This is a genomic window from Mesorhizobium sp. B2-8-3 (assembly GCF_006440815.1).
GTDB lineage: Bacteria > Pseudomonadota > Alphaproteobacteria > Rhizobiales > Rhizobiaceae > Mesorhizobium.
On record NZ_VFTW01000025.1, the window covers coordinates 69676 to 88676 of the forward strand.

Sequence of the window (19001 nt, forward strand, 5' to 3'; positions counted from 1 at the left end):
CATTTTGATCCCATGACGGTCGATACCCAAGAACAGGGCGACGAACGCGTACACTGGCTGCCGATGATCGCGGCGATCTCCTCGATCAGCGTCGTCGGCATCGCCATCGGCCTCGGCATGCCGCTGCTCAGCGTCATTCTGGAAAGCCGCGGCCATTCCGCTTCGATGATCGGCCTCAACACGGCCGTCGCCGGTCTCGCCTCGATTGCCGGCGCGCCACTCGCCACCCCGCTTGCCATGCGGCTCGGCGTCGCCTGGACCATGCTGTTGATGATTGCCATCGGCGCGCTCGCCTTTGTCGGCTTCCATTTCGCGCCGGATTTCTGGATGTGGTTTCCGCTCCGCGTCGCCCTGCACATCTCGCTGACGGTGCTGTTCATCCTGTCGGAATTCTGGATCAGCACCTCCGCCCCGCCGAACCGGCGCGGCCTTGTGCTTGGCATCTACGCCACCGTGCTGTCGCTCGGCTTTGCCGCCGGACCCTGGCTGTTCGCCCATCTCGGCAGCACGGGCTTCCTGCCGTTCGGCGTCACCATAGTGCTGGTGACGCTTGCCGCTATTCCGGTGCTGGCGGCCCGCAACGAGAGTCCGACCATCGTCGCCGACAGCGAGACCAGCCACTTCCTGCGCTATATCTGGCTGGTGCCGACCGCGACCTTCGCCGTGCTTGTTTTCGGCGCCGTCGAGACCGGCGGTTTCTCGCTCTTCCCCGTCTATGGCAGCCGTATCGGCTATTCGGAAGCCGACGCCGCGCTGCTCCTGACAATGATCGGGCTCGGCAATGTGCTTCTGCAGATCCCGATCGGCATGATCAGCGACCGCGTTTCCGACCGGCGCTACCTGCTGCTGGCCTGCGCCACGGTCGGCCTCATCGGCACGGTTTTCATGCCGTTCTTCGCACAGAACTGGCATCTGATGGCGGCCCTCCTGTTCGTCTGGGGCGGCGTCGTCGCCGCCATGTACACGATCGGCCTTGCCCATCTCGGCTCGCAGCTGTCCGGCCATGAACTGGCATCCGCCAATGCTGCCTTCGTGCTTTGCTATGGTGTCGGCATGGTGCTGGGTCCGCAGGCGATCGGCATCGGCATGGATGCCTTCGGTCCATCCGGCTTCGGCTGGTCTCTGGCCTTTTTCTTCGCTGCCTACATGGCTCTGATCCTGGTCAGACTGGTGCGCAAGATTCTGTAGGCAAATGCCGCTGAAGCGTCGGGCATCCTGACATCACCGTGTCAGCAGCACCCCTGCTATACCCTGTCTCCAGCGCGAAGTAGGAGAATTGCGATGATCGACAGCGGCTTTGAAACCAAATCCCTCAGGATGGAACTGCTTCTGCTCGTCACATTCCAGGCGCCGGCCGCCGATGTCGAGCGCATCATGGAGGCGGTGGTGGCGATCACGCCGCTGCGCATGGGCAAATATGACAGCAACGCCTATCAGTCGGCGCAAGGCGTCGAGCGCTATCGGCCGCTCGAGGGCGCCGCCGCGGGCGCCGAGACGGAATTGCGCCGGCGGCCCGGCACCGTTGAAGTGTCGTTCGAGATCGCCGACGACCAGCCGCTCGCCGCTCGTGTCGTCGAGGCGATATTCCAGGCCCACTCCTATCAGGAGCCCGTCATCCGCATCCAACCGCTGCTCGCCAGCCGTTCCAAGGGTCTTGACGACCATGCCAATCCCAACCGTTGGTGGAACACCACGGGCGACTGGAAAAAAACGGCTCAGCGGGTCGGCGAGAACGCCTGAAGCGGCGAGATCGGCCATGTCCAAATGGGGCAGGGAAGGCGCCCGGGCTTGACTTTCCGGGCGCGTTCTTTATGTGTCGCGCCAAGTTTCCCGCGTCCGGGTGTTTTCCCCGTGCTCCAGCGGCCAAAACTCCACGAACATTAACGGACGAAAATCATGGCCAAAGCCGCAAACATCAAGATCAAGCTTCTGTCGACCGCCGACACCGGGTTCTTCTACGTCACCAGCAAGAACAGCCGTACCAAGACGGACAAGCTCTCGTTCCGCAAGTACGACCCGGTCGCCAAGAAGCACGTCGAGTTCAAGGAAACCAAGATCAAGTAATCTGGTTATCCCGAGAAATCAAAACGCCGCCCCTCGGGCGGCGTTTTTGTTTTGGAGCAATTCCAGGAAAAGTCCGACACGGTTTCCCGGCAGACGGAAAGACCGAACGGCTGGGGAGCCTGCACGACTGTCTGCGCAAGCTTCCGATGTCGGTTTTTGAGAAAAGGGGGCCGGTCGGCGTTTGGCAGCGGTACGAGGAGGCCACTATGCGCCAGCGCCGGCCGGCCGACCCCACGGACCCAGGAGATGCGGCGGACCTGAGCATCATGGGGTATTTTTTGGATCGAGCCGGCTCGTCTACCCTCGCGCCGGCCTCGGCTTCTGTCTATGCATCGCAGATTTGCGCAAGACCTTATAAAAATCAACCATTTCTTAACCACCGCTCGCGAATCGCTTGGGTTAAGGTAAATTCGTAACCCTGTTGGGACGGCCGAGAATCGTTCGCCTTTTTGCCGAGCATGTCTCCCGAGAGTGGAAACCGGTTTCGGGACAAAGACAGGCGCGTGCTGGGTGTGAAAGATCGCGACGCGTTTTTGGGATGTGTTGAGATTCAGGTCAGGCCGAGCCGAGAACGTTGGTTTCCGCGAACCGGAGCGGAGCGTACTTTACTTAAAGTACGTGAGCACCGGAAGCGCAGGAAACCATCGTTCGCAGGCCGGCATCACCTGAATATCAACACAGCCTAGGCAGCCTTGGCGACCACCCGGTTGCGGCCGCCGCTTTTGGCCTCGTAGAGCGCCAGGTCGGCGCGCTTCATCAGCGCGGCGACGCTGTCCGTCCCTTTCAGGACCGACGACACCCCGACGCTGACCGTGACCTCGATCATCTTGCCGTCGTTGCCGATCGCGAAAGGCGCCTGCGCGATCTCGGCGCGGATGCGCTCGGCGACCTTCTCGGCGACCGCGCCGTCGGTGTCCGGCATCACCACGACGAACTCCTCGCCGCCGAAGCGGCAGGCGAGATCGATGCCGCGCACATTCTTGCGCAGCCGCCGGGCGAACTCGCGCAGCACGTCGTCACCGCCGTCATGGCCATGGGTGTCGTTGATCGACTTGAAGCGATCGAGATCGGTGATCATCACCGACAGTGGCCGCCGCCGCGCCACGGCGCGGTCGAACAGCGTCTGCAGATGGCTGTCGAGGTAGCGCCGGTTGTGCAGCCCGGTCAGCCCGTCGATCACCGCCATCTCGATCGTCTGGGCGACGCTGGCCCGCAATTGGTCGTTGTAGCGCTTGCGCCGCACCTGCGTGCGCAGCCTCGCTGTCAGCTCGTGCTGGTCGATCGGCCGGATCAGGTAGTCGTTGATGCCGAGTTCCAGCCCGCGCAGGATGCGGCCCTCCTCGCCCTCGTCGGCGAGCAGCATGATCGGCAGGAAGCGGGTGCGGTCGAGCGAACGCAGCTGCGAGCAGAGCCTCAGCGCATCGAAATTTGAGAAGGCGGTCGACACCAGCACACATTCATACGCCGCCTCGGCCGCCTGGAAGAACCCGGCATTCGGATCGGTCGCGACATCCAGCTCGGCGCTGTTGCGCAGCATCTTCTGGATGCGTTCGACGGAAGATTTGCGCTCGTCGACAAGCAGCACCCTCGGCTTGGCGTCCTCGGTCGCGAAATCGCGGCTCAGAAGCTCTTCGATGCCGATATTGCGCGTCGTCGAGGCGCGCAGCCGTAATTCGTCGGTCAGCGACTTCAGCCTGACCAGGCTCTTCACGCGCGTCATCAGTTGCAGGTCGTTGACCGGCTTGGTCAGGAAATCGTCCGCGCCCGCCTCGAGGCCGCGCACCCGGTCCGACACCTGGTCGAGCGCGGTGATCATGACGACGGGGATATGCGAGGTCGCCGGATCGCTCTTCAGGCGCTTGCAGACCTCGAACCCGTCCATGTCCGGCATCATGACATCGAGCAGCACCACGTCGACCTTGCCGTTCTCGCAGGTCTCGATCGCATCCAGGCCGTTGCTGGCCGTCAGCACCTCGAAATACTCGGCAAGCAGCCGAACCTCCAGCAGCCGCACATTGGCGGGGATATCGTCGACGACGAGGATCCGCGCGGTCATCTCAACAAACTCCGGCTCTGCTGGTCTCGGGCATCAGGCGTCGCCCAGATAGGATTTGATCGTCTCGATGAAGCGCGGCACCGAGATCGGCTTGGAGATATAGGCCTCGCAGCCGCCCTGGCGGATGCGCTCCTCATCGCCCTTCATGGCGAAGGCGGTGACGGCGATGACCGGGATCGAATGCAACTCGTCGTCTTCCTTAAGCCATTTCGTCACTTCCAGGCCGGAGACTTCGGGCAACTGGATGTCCATCAGAATCAGGTCCGGCCGATGCTGGCGCGCGAGATCCAGCGCCTCCAGCCCGTTACGCGTGCGAACCGTCTCGTAACCGCTGGCTTCGATGAGGTCCCGAAAGAGCTTCATGTTAAGCTCATTGTCCTCGACGATCATGACCTTCTTAGCCATCAGTTTCCCGTCCCGACCGCCCTCGAAACCGAAGGCCGTCGCAATGCGTCCCCTTCGGACCGCACCCAACCCTTTTCCACTCTAGCCCAATATGATTGACGAAACGGAAACCGGAGGTTGGAAAGCTGCACCAATTCCACCTTCGGACGTTGTACGGGAAAGAGCGGAGGCTTGCCGCAAGCGACGCTTGCCGTTACTGCGGAAGGAGACTCGAAAAAAAATCCACCATTCCAAAGGTAATGATGGCGAACGCAGCGTCAATGCGCGAGGAAGCGGAAACCATTGCCGTCAGGGCTCTGGGCTTCGTCGCCGCCGATCCCGAACTTCTGCCCCGCTTCCTGGCGATCACAGGCATCGAGGCGAACTCGATCCGGAGGGCCGCAGCCGAGCCCGGCTTCCTCGCCGGCGTCCTGCAGTTCATCCTCGCCCACGAGCCGACGCTGCTGCGCTTCGCCGACGAGACCGGTACCCCGCCAGCCGCCGTCGGCAAGGCGCTGCGCGCGCTCCCGCTCGGCAACGACGACCACGAGCGTTCGACATGAGCGATGATCCCGAGACGGCGCGGCAGATCGAAGAACTTGCCGCCGATGACCGGCCGCTGCTGGTGCTCGACGTCGACGACGTCGTGCTGGAATTCATCCGGCCGTTTCCGCACTACCTGAAGTCGCGCGGTTTCGGCCTGACGCTCGCTTCCTTCCGATTGACCGGCAACATCGCCGAGACGGCAACCGGCCGGCTGATCGAGCAACCCGAGGTGACGGCGCTCCTGGGCGAATTCTTCGATGCCCAGGCGGATTGGCAAAGCATCGCCGACGGCGCCGCGGATGCCCTGGCGATGCTCGGCCGAAGCGCCGAGATCGTCATGCTGACCGCCATGCCGCACAAGCACCGCGACGTGCGCCGCGCGCATCTCGATGCGCTGGGGCTCAATTATCCGCTGCTGACGACGGAAATGGCCAAGGGACCGGCAATCGCGAAGCTGCGCGGCGTCAAGGGCCGGTCCGTCGCCTTCGTCGACGACCAGCCCTCCAACCTGATCTCGGCGCGCAATTCCGTCGCGGATGCCCACCTCTTCCATTTGATGGCCGACAACGCGCTGCGCGCCTTCTTGCCGCCAACGCCGGAAGACATCATCTCGGTCGAGGACTGGCGGGATGCGGCGCCAAAAATCGCCAGCGCTCTCGGGCTTTAGCTCAGACGCTCAGGGCTGGAGCTTCGCGCCATTGTCACCGCCGTCCGGGTCATTGTCCGGGACGGTAGCATCGCTTGGGTCGATAATGGGGTTATCCTGAACAGCATCGGCCGGCTTCAACATCGCGCCGTTGACAATGACCGAGCCGTCAGCCTTGGCGTCGACCACCCATTCAAAGCGACCATCCGGCAGCGTCTTTGCAAAACCCTTGATGGCGAGCAAGCCAGGGAAGGCTTGCGCAGCTTGCGGATCAGTCTCGGCGCCTTCCTGAACAGCCTGCACGATCTTGTCATAACCCGCTATATCGACAATTACGCTGGCCTGCGGTTTCATTCCCGGGAACGTCACCTCGCCTTCCATAGCGACTTCGACGCTGTCGTTCTTGATTGTACTATGGTCAAGCACGATCTTGGGGGTCTTGGCCATGAAATCGGCGGCCAGGGCTTCGCCAAATTCATCGGACAGAGGTGGATCCTTGGCAAGATCAAAGGCCTCGATTGTTTTCCTTGCGAGGCTGTCGAGGTCGATGTTGACGCCGCTGACTGCAATTCGGCATCGGTGGGCAGCAAGGCCACGCTCCAGCTTGGCAAAGACCGCTCGGGCAGCGTCAAGCCTGCCATCTTGATGGTGTAGTCTACCTTCCCATTTTTCGAAATCCCGTCAATGCCGGTCCGTGCGCTGAGGTCCGCCACAGTGAATTTGCCGACCGGACTTTCGCCGGTAAAACCGTGGAAACGGTAGCTTTCCTCCAATCGGTCCCACAACGGCAACGCATTGGTCAAAAGCTTCTTCAGTTCCCCTTGCTTGATCTTCAGCGATGCATCATCGCGATTGGCGAGGGCGAAGTCCAAAAGCTCGAGAAGCGCCTTCGAGTGCACCCCCTTGCCGCTAATCTCCGCCGACACTTTCGGCGAACTGAGCGTGCCCGGGACCTTCACGCCGATCTCATCCGCGTCGTAAGTGAAGTGTTCGACGAAGTCAGCGGCCGTCTGATTCATCGTAAAATCAATGCCGCCGGCCGCAGCTTTGCTGGCATTCAAGCTAGAGGTAAAGGCGCCGATGCTTAGATCGACAGGGTCTTTTGGATCCCTCGATACCAGCTTCGTGTCGGCAATCGAACTTGCCCCGCTGGTGAAGGCCACCAATGCCGGGTCGTAGACGGCGCTGAATGTGGCGCCGGAAACCGACAGGCGCGCCCCGCCGGGGCCTCCGACATCGAGAAACGCATCAGGCGTGATATCGGATGACAGGCTCCAGGTTCCGTCGCTGCGTGGCCTCACCAGCAGAGCAAAAGGCTCAAGATTGAACGTCAGCGGATCGTTGCTGTGGTTCTTCTTGAGCAATGCGCCGAAGTCAAAGCCGATCCTGTAGGCATCGCCGTCGACAGAAACCTTCAGGATGCCTTCGTCGATCGCCGCTCTGCCGATGTAGCGCGCCAGATTGTCTGAAAGCTGCTTTGCCCCCTGACTGTCGACGGTCTGGCCGAAAGCCGGCGCGCTCAACGCAAGCAGCAGGGCGAGTGACAACGCACGGCTCACAATATTCTCCTCTTGATGAGATCAGGGTCCCGCGCGGTGAGGGCCTAACGCCCCGCTAAGGCTGCAGCTTCGCGCCCGGCCCGCCATTATCGCCTCCGTCCGAGTCGTCATCGCTGGTTGCGTTGTCATCGCCGCTCGAATTGTCGTTCATGTCGGCACCGTCATTCTGCTCGCCGCTATCGCCCTGGGCGGCATCCGGGCCTTTCAGCATGGCGCCGTTCACCTTGACCGAACCGTCGGCTTTCGTGTCGATCACCCACTCCAGGCGGCCATCCGGCAGTGTCTTGCCAAATCCCTTGATGGCCAGCGCAAATGGGAAGGCTTGCGCCATCTGCTCATCGCTCTTGGCCGCTTCCTTCAGGGCATCGACGATCTTGTCGTAGCGGGCGACGTCGATGGTCACGGTCGCGTCGGGCTTCTCGCCGGGAAAAGTCATCTCACCCTCCAGCGCGACCTCGATATCGCCGTTCTTCACCGTGCTGTGCCCGATCACGACCTTCGGATTCTTGGCCTTGAAATCGGCGACCAGAGCCCTGCCGAATTCATCCGACAGCGGCGGATTCTTATTGAGATCAAAGGCTTCGATCGCCTTTTTCGCCATCGTATCGAGATCGATATTGGCGCCGCCGAAGTTCAGATCGATGTCGGTTGGCAGCAATGGGACGGTCCATTCCGGCAGGGTCTGCCGCGGAATTGTCAGGCCGGCAGCCTTGATCTTGTAGTCGACCTTGCCGTTCTGGGAGACGCCGTCCATGCCGAATGCGGTGCTGAATTGCGCGGCCCCGAACTTGCCGACAGGGCTCTCCACCTCGAAATCCTTGAAGCCGTAGTTGCCGTCGACCCTTTCCCAGATGGGCAGCGCGGCCAGCATGAGCGATTTGAGCTCAGCCTGGTTCGCCTTGAGTTTGGCTTCGTCCTCGTTGGCCACGGCAAAGGCAAGCAGGTCGAGCAGTGGCTTCGTCCGCACGCCTTTGCCATTTGCATCCACCGAAAGTTCCGGCGTTTTCAAGGTGAGCGGGAAATTCATTCCGCTGTTGGGATCGTCGATCTTGATCTTCTCGACGAAGTCCGAAACTTTCTGGGTGGCCGTGAAGTCGACGCCGCCATTGGCGGATTTGGTCGCCGTGACGGTGGCGGTGCCGGCGCCGGTCGAGACATCGGCCTGCTGCTTGGCTTCCCGGGACATCATGGTCATCCCGGCCAACGAGCTGGTGGCGTTGGTGAAGGCGGCAAGCGCCGGATCATAGACGCTGGTCAGCTTACCGTCCTTGATCGTGAATTCCATGCTCTGACGGCCTTCCGGTCCATCGAACTCGAAGGACGCACCCTGGGAGAAATTCGACGAGACGTCCCAGGACCCGTCGCTGCGCGGCTTCACCATCAAGGCATATGGCGCCATGTCGAATTTGAGGAGCTTCTGCTCCGGCAGCGCATTGACGAGCGACTTGACGTCAAACGCGATCTTGTAGGCGTCGCCCTCGACCGAAACCTTGAGCACGCCCTTGTCGAACGCCTGCTTGCCGAAATAACGCGCCAGATTGTCGGACAGCTCCTTGGCGCCCTGATTGTCGACAGTCTGGGCAAAAGCCGGCGCGCTGAGCGCAAGGGCAAAGGCAAGTGGCAAAATACGCTTCACGTCGGTTCTCCGTGATCTCGGAAGGATTGTGCTTCTGGTAGGCAAGAAGCGTTACAGCCGCAAGACTCCGACTGTAAGCCAAAAGCGCATCCGGCTAAAGCACCAGCCGCATCAGCGGCCGGCCGGGCTTGCGTTCGACAAGCCTCTGGAAGCCGGCCTTCTCGAACACCCGTGACGAGCCGACGAAAAGCCCGATCGAGCGCGAATCGCGCGACAGGTCGATCGGGCAGGCTTCCAGCAGCCGCGCGCCGTTCTCGCGCGCGAAGGCGATGCCGCCCTCGACGAGACGATGCGTGACACCCCTTCCCCTTGCCTTGACGCGAATGAAGAAGCACGAGATCGCCCACACGTCCGGATCGCCGGCATCGGCCGGATCGACCGGCGCCGAGCCCCTGCCCTGATTGTTCCATTCGGGCACGTCGGCGCGCGGCCCGATCTGCATCCAGCCGATGGCCTTGCCGTCCTCGAGCGCCAAAAGCCCCGGCGGTGGGCCCGTTTCGATTCGCGCCTTGATGAGATCCTTGTTGCGCTCTTTGTCGCTGGCGCGCCGTTGCGCCGGCGCCAGCCGGAAATGCGTGCACCAGCAGCCGTAACAGGCGCCCTGCTTGCCGAAGAGGTCCTCGAAATCGGGCCAGCGCTCGGGGGTCAGCGGTGCTATGGTCGTGCTCATGCGTTCTCCCCAGGCCAAGCTTGTTGCCAGCCTTGCGCTGTCGTACCATTGCATCTGTTCTCTTTATGTTCGCAGCGATGGCGGCTCCTGTCAACAATCCCGAACACGGTTTTTGCCGTGACTGCCTGGCTTTCCAGCGCTCCGAGACGCGTCGCTGCGATCGCTGCGGCAGCCCGCGCCTTGTCCGCCACGCCGAGCTCTACCGGCTCAAGATCGCCCATATCGACTGCGACGCCTTCTACGCGGCGATCGAAAAGCGCGACAACCCGGCACTGAAGGACAGGCCAGTGATCGTCGGCGGCGGCCGGCGCGGCGTCGTCTCCACTGCCTGCTACATCGCCCGCATCCAGGGCGTGCGCTCGGCCATGCCGATGTTCAAGGCGCTCGAACTGTGCCCCGAAGCGGTGGTGATCCCGCCCGACATGGAAAAATATGTCGGCGTCGGGCGCGAGGTCCGCGCGTTGATGCTGGCGCTGACGCCGCAGGTCGAGCCGCTGTCGATCGACGAGGCCTTTCTCGACCTGGCCGGCACCGAGCGGCTGCACGGCATGCCGCCGGCGCTGGTGCTGGCGCGCTTCGCGCAGACGGTGGAAAAGGAGCTTGGCATCACCGTTTCGGCCGGCCTCTCCTACTGCAAGTTCCTGGCCAAGATCGCCTCGGATTTCCGCAAGCCGCGCGGTTTTTCGGTGATCGGCGAAGCCGAGGCGCCAAGCTTCCTCGCCGCGCAGCCGGTGACGATGATCTGGGGCGTCGGCAAGGCGCTTGCTGCGACGCTGGAGCGCGACGGGATCCGCATGATAGCGCAACTGCAGCGCATGGAGCGCGGCGACCTGATGCGCCGCTACGGCGTGATGGGCGACCGGCTCTATCGCCTGTCGCGTGGCGAGGACGATCGCCCGGTCGACCCCGGCGGCGATGCCAAGAGCGTCTCTGCCGAAACCACCTTCGACGCCGATATCGCCGCCTTGGCGGAACTGGTGCCGGTGCTTCGCGGCCTGTCGGAAAAGGTCTCGGCGCGGTTGAAGAAATCAGGCATTGCCGGGCGCACCGTGGTGCTGAAGCTGAAGACGCAGGATTTCAAGCTCCGCACCCGCAACCGCCAGCTCGGCGACCCGACCCGCCTGGCCGACCGCATTTTCCAGACCGGCCTCGATCTGTTGCGCCGCGAGGCCGACGGAACAAAATTCCGCCTGCTCGGCATCGGCGTCAGCGACCTCTCTGACGACGAAAAGGCCGATCCGCCGGACCTGGTCGACATGCAGTCGCGCAAGCGCGCGCTGGCGGAAGGCGCGATGGACACGCTGCGCGACAAGTTCGGCAGGAAAGCCGTCGAGACCGGCTACACATTCGGCAAGGGCCGCGCCGCCAATCCGCCCGAGCCGCTGGAGGATTGAGGGGTCAGGTCCGCTTGAGGTCGATCCGGCTCGTCACCACCATCTTGCCGGTTGCCGGATCCATGTCGGTCACCGTCATGCGCATATTGTCCGGCCCGATCTTCTCGACCGTCAGCTCCGCGTCGCGGTCGCCATTGACGATTTTCGCCCAATGGATGTCGAGGTTGATCGCATCGCCCTTGCGGCTTCCGCTGAGCCCGGCAGGCCCGCTGCGCGAGCCGATATAGCTGCCGGTGTAGCTCTCCCCGCTGACCTTCAGGTCGGCGCGGATTTCCCGCGACATGATCAGCAGCGCGCGGCAGGTGCCGTCAAGCGACAGCGAGTCCGCCGTCGCGTCCGAGGTGAAGGTGCAATTGATGTTCATCACCGGCGTGTTCGTCCTGATCCTGACCGTTCCCTTGCCGGAGAACTTTCCCTGCAGCGAGCGCAGGAAAGCCGCCTCGTCTGCATGCGCGCCCGTCGAGCAGAAAAGACAGGCGGCGGCCAGCAAAGCAGCAGTCGATTTCATCAAGACGTCCCCTCTTGCGATCATAGCCTTCCGATGGAAGCGTGGACTTAACTGGTGCCCAGGCGCCAGGTTCCGCCGCGGCGATGACGGTTTTTTTCACACCCGATCCGCTGGCCCAGTGGAATGACGCCGCTAACGGTTGCGGCCGGGGTCCGGGTTTGCGATAGGGCCCCAAATGGCGCCCGCTTCCTCGATCCCAAAAGCCGCGTTCTGGATGGCTCTGTCAATCGCCTCGATGCTGGCGATGTCGGTTGCCGGTCGCGAAACGACAGCCGAGCTCAACGTCTTCCAGGTGCTGGAGCTGCGCTCGGTGATCGGTTTCTTCATCCTTTTGCCGCTGGTGATGATGAGCGGCGGTTTTGCCGCGATGCGCACCGAGCGTCCGTTCGCCCATGTCGCCCGCAACATGATCCACTATACCGGCCAGGCCGCCTGGCTCTACGCGCTGACGCTCATTCCGCTCGCCGTGCTGATCTCGATCGAGTTCACCACGCCGATCTGGACAGCGATCCTCGCCGTCAGCTTTCTGGGGGAAAGACTGTCCCGGTCGAAGCTCACGGCGATCGTGCTTGGTCTGATCGGCGTGGTCGTCATCGTGCGCCCAAGCGCCGGTTCGATGGACCCCGGCCACGTCGTCGTCCTGGGCGCCGCAGTCTGCTTCGGCATCTCGATGGTGCTGGTGAAGTCGATGACCAAAACCGAAAGCGTGGTGCGCATCATCTTCTGGATGCTGATCATCCAGTCGGTGGTTGGCTTGATCCCCGCTCTCTATAGCTGGCACAACCCTTCGCCAGGGCTCTGGCCGTGGATCTTCGTCATCGCCTTCACCGGCATGTCGTCGCATTTCTGCCTGGCCCGCGCTCTCACCCACGCTGACGCCACGATCATCTCGCCGATGGATTTTTTGCGCGTGCCGCTGTCGGCGCTGGTCGGCTGGCTGCTCTATCACGAGCAGATCGACGTCTTCACCGCCGGCGGCGCCGCCCTGATCCTCGCCGGCAACTTGCTCAATTTGCAGAAGAAGACGCCACAAGTGGCCGAAGTCGCGGCATCATAGCTATCAGGCTATTCGTTGGTCGGCTACCTGGTTCGGCCGGGTACGACCCGGCGGCTGACTTCGATACGACAACGGTCACTCGTCCGTCAGTAAGAGCGGCGCTCAATTATAGACATCACCAAATAGAGAGTCGTTGTCGCTGCCGGCCTTGAAATGTCCGGCATACGAGCCCGTCGGCAGCAGCAATGCTTCGCCTGCAACTTTTCGCAATGCTACGGTTTTTGGCCCGGTCGTGAGGTGAAACGGTGGATCAGCCACGGTGCCGTCGATTTCGACCTGGCCCGGCAAGGGTGTTCCATCGGCGCCATATAGGGCATAGTTTTCAGCAATCGGAACCTCGAAAATCTTTCGCTCACCAGGATAAAGGCGGAAACCGGCGATCCTAAGGTTTGGCGCAACACGGACGTAACTGTTCAAGATCAGAGGCGCGACCACCGGGTAGATATAGTCCATCCTGTACGACCAGAGGATCAGCTTTGGCGGAGACTTGCTCAAGACACTGTACGCTTCGGAGTGGCCGCTTTCCCGCAAGGTCTTGAGCACATAGTGCTTATCGAGCCACAAGGTTGACGGCTCCATCCGATTGGGCAGCATTCCTATGCCATCGAAATACCGCTCGCTCGGTGCAAGCAAAGACTCTGCACGCGCCACCAGTTCAAGTTGGGCTGCGTTGTCGATGCGAAGGTAGAGCAGATTGGCAACGAAGCTTATGACCATGGCCGTGACCAGCGCTATCCAAGCAAGGCGCTGGTAAAGAATGCGAGTTGCTAGGCCGTCGAGCAATGTCAACGACCATAGCGACATGAATGGCAACGCCATGATGAAAACGTAAGGCCACGGCTGATTGTGGAGGAAGACCAGGACCGTGATAACGACGGAGAAGATAAGGGCAATTCGCCTCCGTTCATAGAGTGTCATGATCTGCGTCAGAGACAGGGCCATGCCGGAGAAACAGGCGACATAGAGAACATAGTTCCGCCCGAGCGTCTGCAACACGAACTGCCTCAAGCCTCCGTATTCATCGCCCCCACGCGTCGCAAGCTCGACAGGGCCAAAAAAGAGGCTCTTGGCAATCGGAACAGGGTCGACGCCGCCGAAGATGAAGCAATAAACAATTATGGAAACAGTCCATCCCAACACGAACCATGTGCCGCGGGCAATGCCTTCGGCGTAGCGCCTCATCAAAGCAGCGTCGGCGACCAGGCCAAGCCCAAGCGCAAGATTGAAGTAGATTGATTTCTGTGTCGTGAGAAATGACAGGCCGCTCAAGAGGCCGGCGGCGACAAGCTGCCCTCCCCTCAACTCACGTGCCCGCAGCACGACCAGCAGCGATGCCGCCGCGAAGAACACAGCCAGCGGTTCGGCGATTGTGCGAAAGGCCCGTTCCATGAAATTCGAGAAGCACAGGAGGACGAGGGCGATGATCAAGGCACGGATCCGGTCCTCTCCAAGCGCGCGGGCGCAAGCGTAGACCATGGTGACGATCGCACACCCTATCAGTGCGGTCTGTATGCGGCCGACAAGAAGTATGGACGTGGCATCCCAGCCGATCAGGTGAGCCAGCTTGTAAAAGGCGGTGGAACCGACCGCCTTGCTTGGCTGCACTGCGGCGAACAAGCCATTAAACAGATACTTCGCATATCCAAGCTGGCCGAATTCGTCCATGACGAAACGGCAATTCCAAGCCAGCACAAACAACAAGACGATTTTCACTGCGATCAAGGCGCAAAGAAAGACCGTTAGGCGGTGCGATCCCCCACCGAGTAGATCAGCTAAACCTGCTTCTGATTGCATTCAAACGCCCTTAATGAACCTCAGATATAAGCGACGCTAATTAAAAAAATTGGCTAAGTTACGCGACTGGGTCCCTATTCGATGCCTGTAGCCAGAGACCCAGCCTGGCCGGATGCAGATACGACACGCATTGACGATAGCGAACTGGATCAGAGTTGGTCCGCTCCTCCCCGCGCTAAAGTCAGCACACCGCGCGCGATTTTGCCCCATTCATATTGAGCTAACGCATAGCGAGCCATGGCGGCGCGCTCCGCGGAGGTGAAGGCGAGGCTGTCGATAGCATCGCTGCAACGCCTGGCCGAGCCTTCGGGATCGGTGAGATCGATGGCAATGCCGCACAACCATTCGGTGGCGCCAGGGTCCGCGCGGTTGCTTGGCTCTCCACACACGACAGGTAACCCGCAAGCCATTGCCTCTTGTATGACGAGCGGAAAGCCCTCTCCCACACTCGGCAACAGCAGGAGGTCAGCACCTCGGTAAAGTTCGGCCAGAGCCTGAGGGCTCTGGGCGCCAAGATCATAAACATTGCCGAGCCCCCATTTGCGTGGGTGGATCGGACCGCTACCGACCAATAGAAACACGATATCCCGTCGGGACGCAGCCAAAGCGCGCAGCACCGCCAATCCCTTCTTCTCTACGTAGCGACCGACAAAAAGAACTCGGCGAAAATCCGGCGGAATTGCGATCCCTGCCAGAGCTTCCGGCACGGAAGACATGCCTCCGGCGGGGTGAAAAATTGCACTGTCGATGCCATTGAACAGCAACTGATGGGGAATGCGCGCCGGGGTGCCCACAAGCTCATGGCGCACGGTGTCGCTAATGAACACAAGTGCATCAGCCGCCTGCAGCATAGGGCGAGTAACGACGATGTTTGCCAGCGCCATCAACGAGCGGAGCATGCGCGAAGAAAAGGGGATATCGGCGATGTGCTGGATCAGAACGACGCGCTTGCGATACGCCTTCGCCATCAGCACTGCCAGGATCGAAGTGACGTATAAAGCGTCGTGCACCACCACCGCATCGCTGCGACGCACTTCGCGGGCCAGCGCGCGGATCGCCCGCGCGCCAGGCAGCGGCATTGGCAGGCCCATGACCCTCTCTGTGGGATTGATGCAGGCGAGCGGCAGCGGTTCGACGTCGGCCACTGGCGGTGGATCGGCATCGCTGGCCGCCCAAGCTGCCTGAACGCCTAGATATCTGAATTGTCGGCACAAATGCCCGGCCACACGCTCTATGCCGCCGCCGTGAGCTTCATAGAAATGGCTGACCGTCAGAATACGCAATGGGCTGGTCCATCAAGCTGGTTCGAAGCACATCGTCACCTCGAGTCTGTTGGGAAACAACAGTCGATGGATGCCTTTCCGATATCGCTTTGGCACGGCGCGACGGGCAATGCGGTAGCCGCTTTCGGCTGCTAGCCTCTCCCATTCTGTGCGTGTCAGATAGCGCGCCCAGATCATCCCGCCAAATGGGATATTGCCTATGGCGTCCATTGCAATGAGACGCAGGTTGTCCAGCATTCCGCGGCTTTCGTGATCCTTTATGTAGAGCGGACCATCGACGACGCGCCGGATTTCTCGCAGCAAGTCCATACGTGCTGCGACTGGCACATGATGCACTACATTGTTAAGCGTCGCTGCATCAAAAGTGCGGTCCGCAAAAGGTAGGGTTTTGCCGTCGTACTGTCTGGTCGGCACGCTTAGCGAGGAGCAGAAACGGTCAACCATGTCCACTGTCTGTACTTCATCTACCGGAAAGAGTTCAGCCATGGCTTGGGCGATCACCCCAGTGCCGCCGCCGACATCGAGCAGGCTGCGATGGTGATCGTCCCACAGCTCACGTAAACTGTCGAGCATGACCGCCTGATAGGTCGGCACCTTGTTCCGATAAATGGCGAGGTGACGCGACAGGATGCTCTGCAGAAGTCTTGGATCGATCGGGGGCACTGCCGTGGCCAAGGTCATCAGCCCCTCGTCATCCAACGGTTTGGCGAGGCAATGGCCCATCGACCAAGCAGGAAGTTCAGCGCCAGCATACAGACCGAGGCAAGTGGCGAGGCGAACACCATCGGCAGGCCGACCTGCTGATGCCAGAACCATATGGTGACAAAAGCCAATGGTATGTTGGCGAGCATCGCAACGACGTAACGCACCAAGGCCGTGGAAGCTAATGGCCGGCGAAAAGTGAACACGCTATGAAGCACATATCCCGTGCCCGCCACGACACAGAAAGACAACAGCACGGCCAGCCATAACGGTATCCCGGCCCTGTCAGCCAAAATAATCACGGCGTTGTGCAGTGCAATGCAGATACCGGCGATCAGGACATAGGCCAAGGGCGTGCGCACGCTCATATCGCTGCCTTGCGAGCCCGGACCAGGAAAACACAGGCATTGTCATCGCGTATTTGGGCGGGCGTAATGCGGTCCTCCAATTGAGCGCGCAGGTTCATCAACAGGGCAAGCAGCGATGCCGAAATTGTGCCTATGACCGGCAGACGGCGAAGGAAGAAAGCAAAGCCCGTCAGCCGGATCAGCGTAGTGGTTGCCAAAGGCCCGGCGATCGCATGCACCTCTTCGACTTTGAGGCCGCGATCAGCAAGATCTACGACAAGTCCTGTGCGTGTCCAGCGGCGATGATCTTCGGGGTGGGGATGGTATAGCCAGGTGCCGTGAGTCGACAACAGCAGCACACCGTCGTCGCGCAGCAGTCTCCGGATCTCAGCGCAATAGGTGTCAAGGTCGCGCACATGCTCCAGCACTTGTACTGAAAGCACCGCTCCTGCGGCGCCATCAGACAGCGGCACACGGCCCTGTTCGTCTATTTTCAGGAAGCTGCCTTCGCCAATATCGGCGCCGCGATAATCGATCTTCATCTGGAGCATCATCTCGGCGTAGGGCATGTCACCGCAGCCGAGATCGACCATCAGCGTGCCAGGGCGGACATGCGCCAGCGCCTCGTCTCGCAACAGTCGCGCCAACCCGCGCAAAACCAGCCAGTCCGTATCCCAGATACGCGGAACGGCCCTGCTTTCCCTCATACCGCCAGCTCTCAATGGTACCTCGACCTGCCGTGTCCTACACTACCCTCTTTTCCGGAACGCCGAGGGCCTCACCGATGTCGGAAAGCGAACAGTCAAAACAAACGCCTGTCGTCCAAAGTATCAAGCAGCAACTTGAGCACGAAACTGGATAACACCATGGACATGCCTGCCACGCAGGCGGTGGTGATCACAAAGGTTAGGTGCACTGACTGCTCCATTGGCCCGCCGACAAAAATCCAATGCAGCGCCAGCAAAACGTCCGCGACAAAGCCGGCCACCGCAAGCACGCCGCCGGAAAGGACCAGCCATTCCAACGGGCGGCCGCGCATCAGCCAGGGCACTATACGGCCTCGGTGGACCGGTTGATAAATAGCGATCGCCACCTTGGCCAACATGCCGAAAAGGATCGCCGAAAGGCCAATCAGTGTCGCCGTTGCGGAGAGCGCGACGAAGTGAATTCCGAAATACCACCCGCCAATCCGGACAGGTCCCGCAGCAAGTATTGCAAGGCCAGCAATGCCAACCACCAGCAAGGTCATTCCCGGTATAAGGTACATGGTATCCGGTGCGTGGGCTATGATCAGCCGCAGGTGCCGCCAACCGTCGCGGAATGAACGCAGATGGGGGGGACGGTCACGCTTGTCCGGATAGAGCTTTATCGGCACCTCACGGATCAAGAGGCCTGCGCGATGCGCGTTGATGACCATCTCCGAGGCGAATTCCATGCCAGGCGAGCGCGCGCCTATCCTGCGGAATGCATCCCGGGTGAAGCCTCGCATGCCACAATGAAAATCGTGTACCGGAGAATGGTGAAGCCAGCGGGCAATCGTTGAAAGCACCGGATTGCCGAGATATCGATGCAGCGCAGGCATGGCGCCAGGCTCGATGCCGCCCGCAAAACGATCGCCCATGACCAGTTCGGCACCATCGTCCAGTGCGTCAATGAAGTGACCGATGTTGCTCCAATCATAGGAGTCGTCCGCATCTGCCATGATAAGGTATTTGCCTTGTGCGGATTCAGCGGCCGCACTGATCGCCGCGCCGTATCCTTTGACCCGCTGGTGCACGACACGCGCACCGAGGGCTTCGGCAATCTCAACCGACCGATCGCTTGATCCGTTGTCCCCAACGACTACCTCACCCTTGATACCCCGCCTCGCAAAGGCATCAAGGGCCTTGCGGATGCAGATGCCGAGCGTGCGCTCTTCGTTCAGGCAGGGGATGATGGCCGACACAACGGGAGTCCCCGCATCATCGGCGTGCAAGCTATCCGGATCGACCTCGATTGTCGCAAAATCTGGCCTGTCAACCATCGTGCCCCCCGCTCCAGCCCAGTCGTCTTAGGACCACTTAGGCATGCCCCGCGTTTGCGCTGCCTGTCCTGCAACATTAGCAAGAACAAGTTAGTCAATGATATATGATAGTTAAGCGCCGTGGAGCGAATTGGGTGTTTTCAGTTGTAGAGCGGCATATCAGGATATGCCAACGTGGCCAGTCGCTGATGGCGGTGAGATCGACAGGTCGCTTTCGCCAAGGAAGGGACGGCCTATGACAAAATCGAGTGCGAGCTAAGGTTTGTTGATATTCAGGATTCCCATCTTGGCTTGGTCGTGATTCAAGCTTTTGATGGAACGATTCGTGCTGA

The 19001-nt window shown here is 60.9% G+C and carries 20 protein-coding genes; 7 read left to right on the top strand and 13 right to left on the bottom strand.

Going from position 1 to position 19001, the window contains the following annotated elements; translation table 11 throughout:
* Positions 1–12 precede the first annotated feature (12 nt).
* From FJ418_RS26505 to rpmG, 3 genes are all read left to right on the top strand, one after another.
* Positions 13–1188: an MFS transporter gene (locus FJ418_RS26505; RefSeq protein ID WP_140651175.1), complete on the top strand. Its 1176-nt coding sequence runs from the start codon at positions 13–15 to the stop codon at positions 1186–1188.
* Positions 1189–1281: 93 nt separating this feature from the next.
* Positions 1282–1740 (top strand): hypothetical protein, encoded by a 459-nt coding sequence (locus FJ418_RS26510; RefSeq protein WP_140858905.1) that lies wholly within the window; start codon positions 1282–1284, stop codon positions 1738–1740.
* Between the two features lie 156 nt (positions 1741–1896).
* Positions 1897–2064 carry a 50S ribosomal protein L33 gene (gene rpmG / locus FJ418_RS26515; protein WP_006201775.1) on the top strand — a complete coding sequence of 56 codons (168 nt, stop codon included), beginning with the start codon at positions 1897–1899 and terminating at the stop codon, positions 2062–2064.
* A gap of 682 nt (positions 2065–2746) precedes the next feature.
* Here rpmG and FJ418_RS26530 read toward each other — a convergent pair.
* Both FJ418_RS26530 and FJ418_RS26535 read right to left on the bottom strand, forming a co-directional pair.
* Positions 2747–4120 carry a PleD family two-component system response regulator gene (locus tag FJ418_RS26530; RefSeq protein ID WP_140783235.1) on the bottom strand — a complete coding sequence of 458 codons (1374 nt, stop codon included), beginning with the start codon at positions 4118–4120 and terminating at the stop codon, positions 2747–2749.
* Between the two features lie 33 nt (positions 4121–4153).
* Positions 4154–4525 (bottom strand): response regulator, encoded by a 372-nt coding sequence (locus tag FJ418_RS26535; protein WP_027166515.1) that lies wholly within the window; start codon positions 4523–4525, stop codon positions 4154–4156.
* Between the two features lie 242 nt (positions 4526–4767).
* Between FJ418_RS26535 and FJ418_RS26540 the strand changes: the two genes are divergently transcribed.
* Together FJ418_RS26540 and FJ418_RS26545 are read left to right on the top strand one after the other, a co-directional pair.
* Entirely contained in the window at positions 4768–5067 is a 300-nt protein-coding gene (locus tag FJ418_RS26540) for a DUF3572 domain-containing protein (RefSeq protein ID WP_140709621.1), read from the top strand.
* Positions 5064–5717, top strand: a complete 654-nt coding sequence (locus FJ418_RS26545; RefSeq protein ID WP_140709619.1) for a hypothetical protein — start codon at positions 5064–5066, stop codon at positions 5715–5717. Before FJ418_RS26540 ends, FJ418_RS26545 begins: the two co-directional genes overlap by 4 nt.
* A gap of 9 nt (positions 5718–5726) precedes the next feature.
* Here FJ418_RS26545 and FJ418_RS26550 read toward each other — a convergent pair whose 3' ends face one another.
* The 4 genes from FJ418_RS26550 to FJ418_RS26565 form a co-directional block, all read right to left on the bottom strand.
* Positions 5727–6077: a hypothetical protein gene (locus FJ418_RS26550; protein ID WP_181167096.1), complete on the bottom strand. Its 351-nt coding sequence runs from the start codon at positions 6075–6077 to the stop codon at positions 5727–5729.
* A complete protein-coding gene (locus FJ418_RS26555; protein ID WP_140870714.1) occupies positions 6062–7255 on the bottom strand; it encodes a hypothetical protein in 1194 nt (397 codons plus the stop codon). The genes FJ418_RS26550 and FJ418_RS26555 overlap by 16 nt, the downstream gene beginning before the upstream one ends.
* Positions 7256–7310: 55 nt before the next feature.
* Positions 7311–8891, bottom strand: coding sequence for a hypothetical protein (locus FJ418_RS26560; RefSeq protein ID WP_140870717.1), 1581 nt, complete (start codon positions 8889–8891; stop codon positions 7311–7313).
* A gap of 94 nt (positions 8892–8985) precedes the next feature.
* Entirely contained in the window at positions 8986–9561 is a 576-nt protein-coding gene (locus FJ418_RS26565; RefSeq protein WP_140870720.1) for a GNAT family N-acetyltransferase, read from the bottom strand.
* Between the two features lie 65 nt (positions 9562–9626).
* On the opposite strand from FJ418_RS26565, the gene FJ418_RS26570 reads away from it, so the two are divergent.
* Positions 9627–10955: a DNA polymerase IV gene (locus FJ418_RS26570; protein WP_140870723.1), complete on the top strand. Its 1329-nt coding sequence runs from the start codon at positions 9627–9629 to the stop codon at positions 10953–10955.
* Between the two features lie 4 nt (positions 10956–10959).
* Here the strand turns inward: FJ418_RS26570 and FJ418_RS26575 are convergent, their stop codons facing one another.
* Positions 10960–11463 (bottom strand): hypothetical protein, encoded by a 504-nt coding sequence (locus tag FJ418_RS26575; protein WP_140646187.1) that lies wholly within the window; start codon positions 11461–11463, stop codon positions 10960–10962.
* A 175-nt stretch (positions 11464–11638) separates the two neighbouring features.
* Here FJ418_RS26575 and FJ418_RS26580 point away from each other — a divergent pair, with 175 nt between their 5' ends.
* Complete coding sequence (locus FJ418_RS26580) at positions 11639–12520, top strand: DMT family transporter (protein ID WP_140870728.1); 882 nt, start codon at positions 11639–11641, stop codon at positions 12518–12520.
* Between the two features lie 102 nt (positions 12521–12622).
* Here FJ418_RS26580 and FJ418_RS26585 read toward each other — a convergent pair whose 3' ends face one another.
* From FJ418_RS26585 to FJ418_RS26610, 6 genes are all read right to left on the bottom strand, one after another.
* Positions 12623–14314, bottom strand: a complete 1692-nt coding sequence (locus FJ418_RS26585; RefSeq protein ID WP_140870733.1) for a glycosyltransferase family 39 protein — start codon at positions 14312–14314, stop codon at positions 12623–12625.
* A 149-nt stretch (positions 14315–14463) separates the two neighbouring features.
* On the bottom strand, positions 14464–15597 hold the full coding sequence (locus FJ418_RS26590; RefSeq protein ID WP_140870736.1) for a glycosyltransferase family 4 protein: 1134 nt from the start codon (positions 15595–15597) through the stop codon (positions 14464–14466).
* A 12-nt stretch (positions 15598–15609) separates the two neighbouring features.
* Positions 15610–16278, bottom strand: a complete 669-nt coding sequence (locus FJ418_RS26595) for a class I SAM-dependent methyltransferase (protein WP_181167097.1) — start codon at positions 16276–16278, stop codon at positions 15610–15612.
* On the bottom strand, positions 16278–16667 hold the full coding sequence (locus FJ418_RS26600; protein ID WP_140870744.1) for a GtrA family protein: 390 nt from the start codon (positions 16665–16667) through the stop codon (positions 16278–16280). The genes FJ418_RS26595 and FJ418_RS26600 overlap by 1 nt, the downstream gene beginning before the upstream one ends.
* A complete protein-coding gene (locus tag FJ418_RS26605; RefSeq protein ID WP_140870747.1) occupies positions 16664–17353 on the bottom strand; it encodes a methyltransferase domain-containing protein in 690 nt (229 codons plus the stop codon). Before FJ418_RS26605 ends, FJ418_RS26600 begins: the two co-directional genes overlap by 4 nt.
* A gap of 95 nt (positions 17354–17448) precedes the next feature.
* Positions 17449–18669, bottom strand: coding sequence for a glycosyltransferase family 2 protein (locus FJ418_RS26610; RefSeq protein WP_140870750.1), 1221 nt, complete (start codon positions 18667–18669; stop codon positions 17449–17451).
* Positions 18670–19001 lie beyond the last annotated feature (332 nt).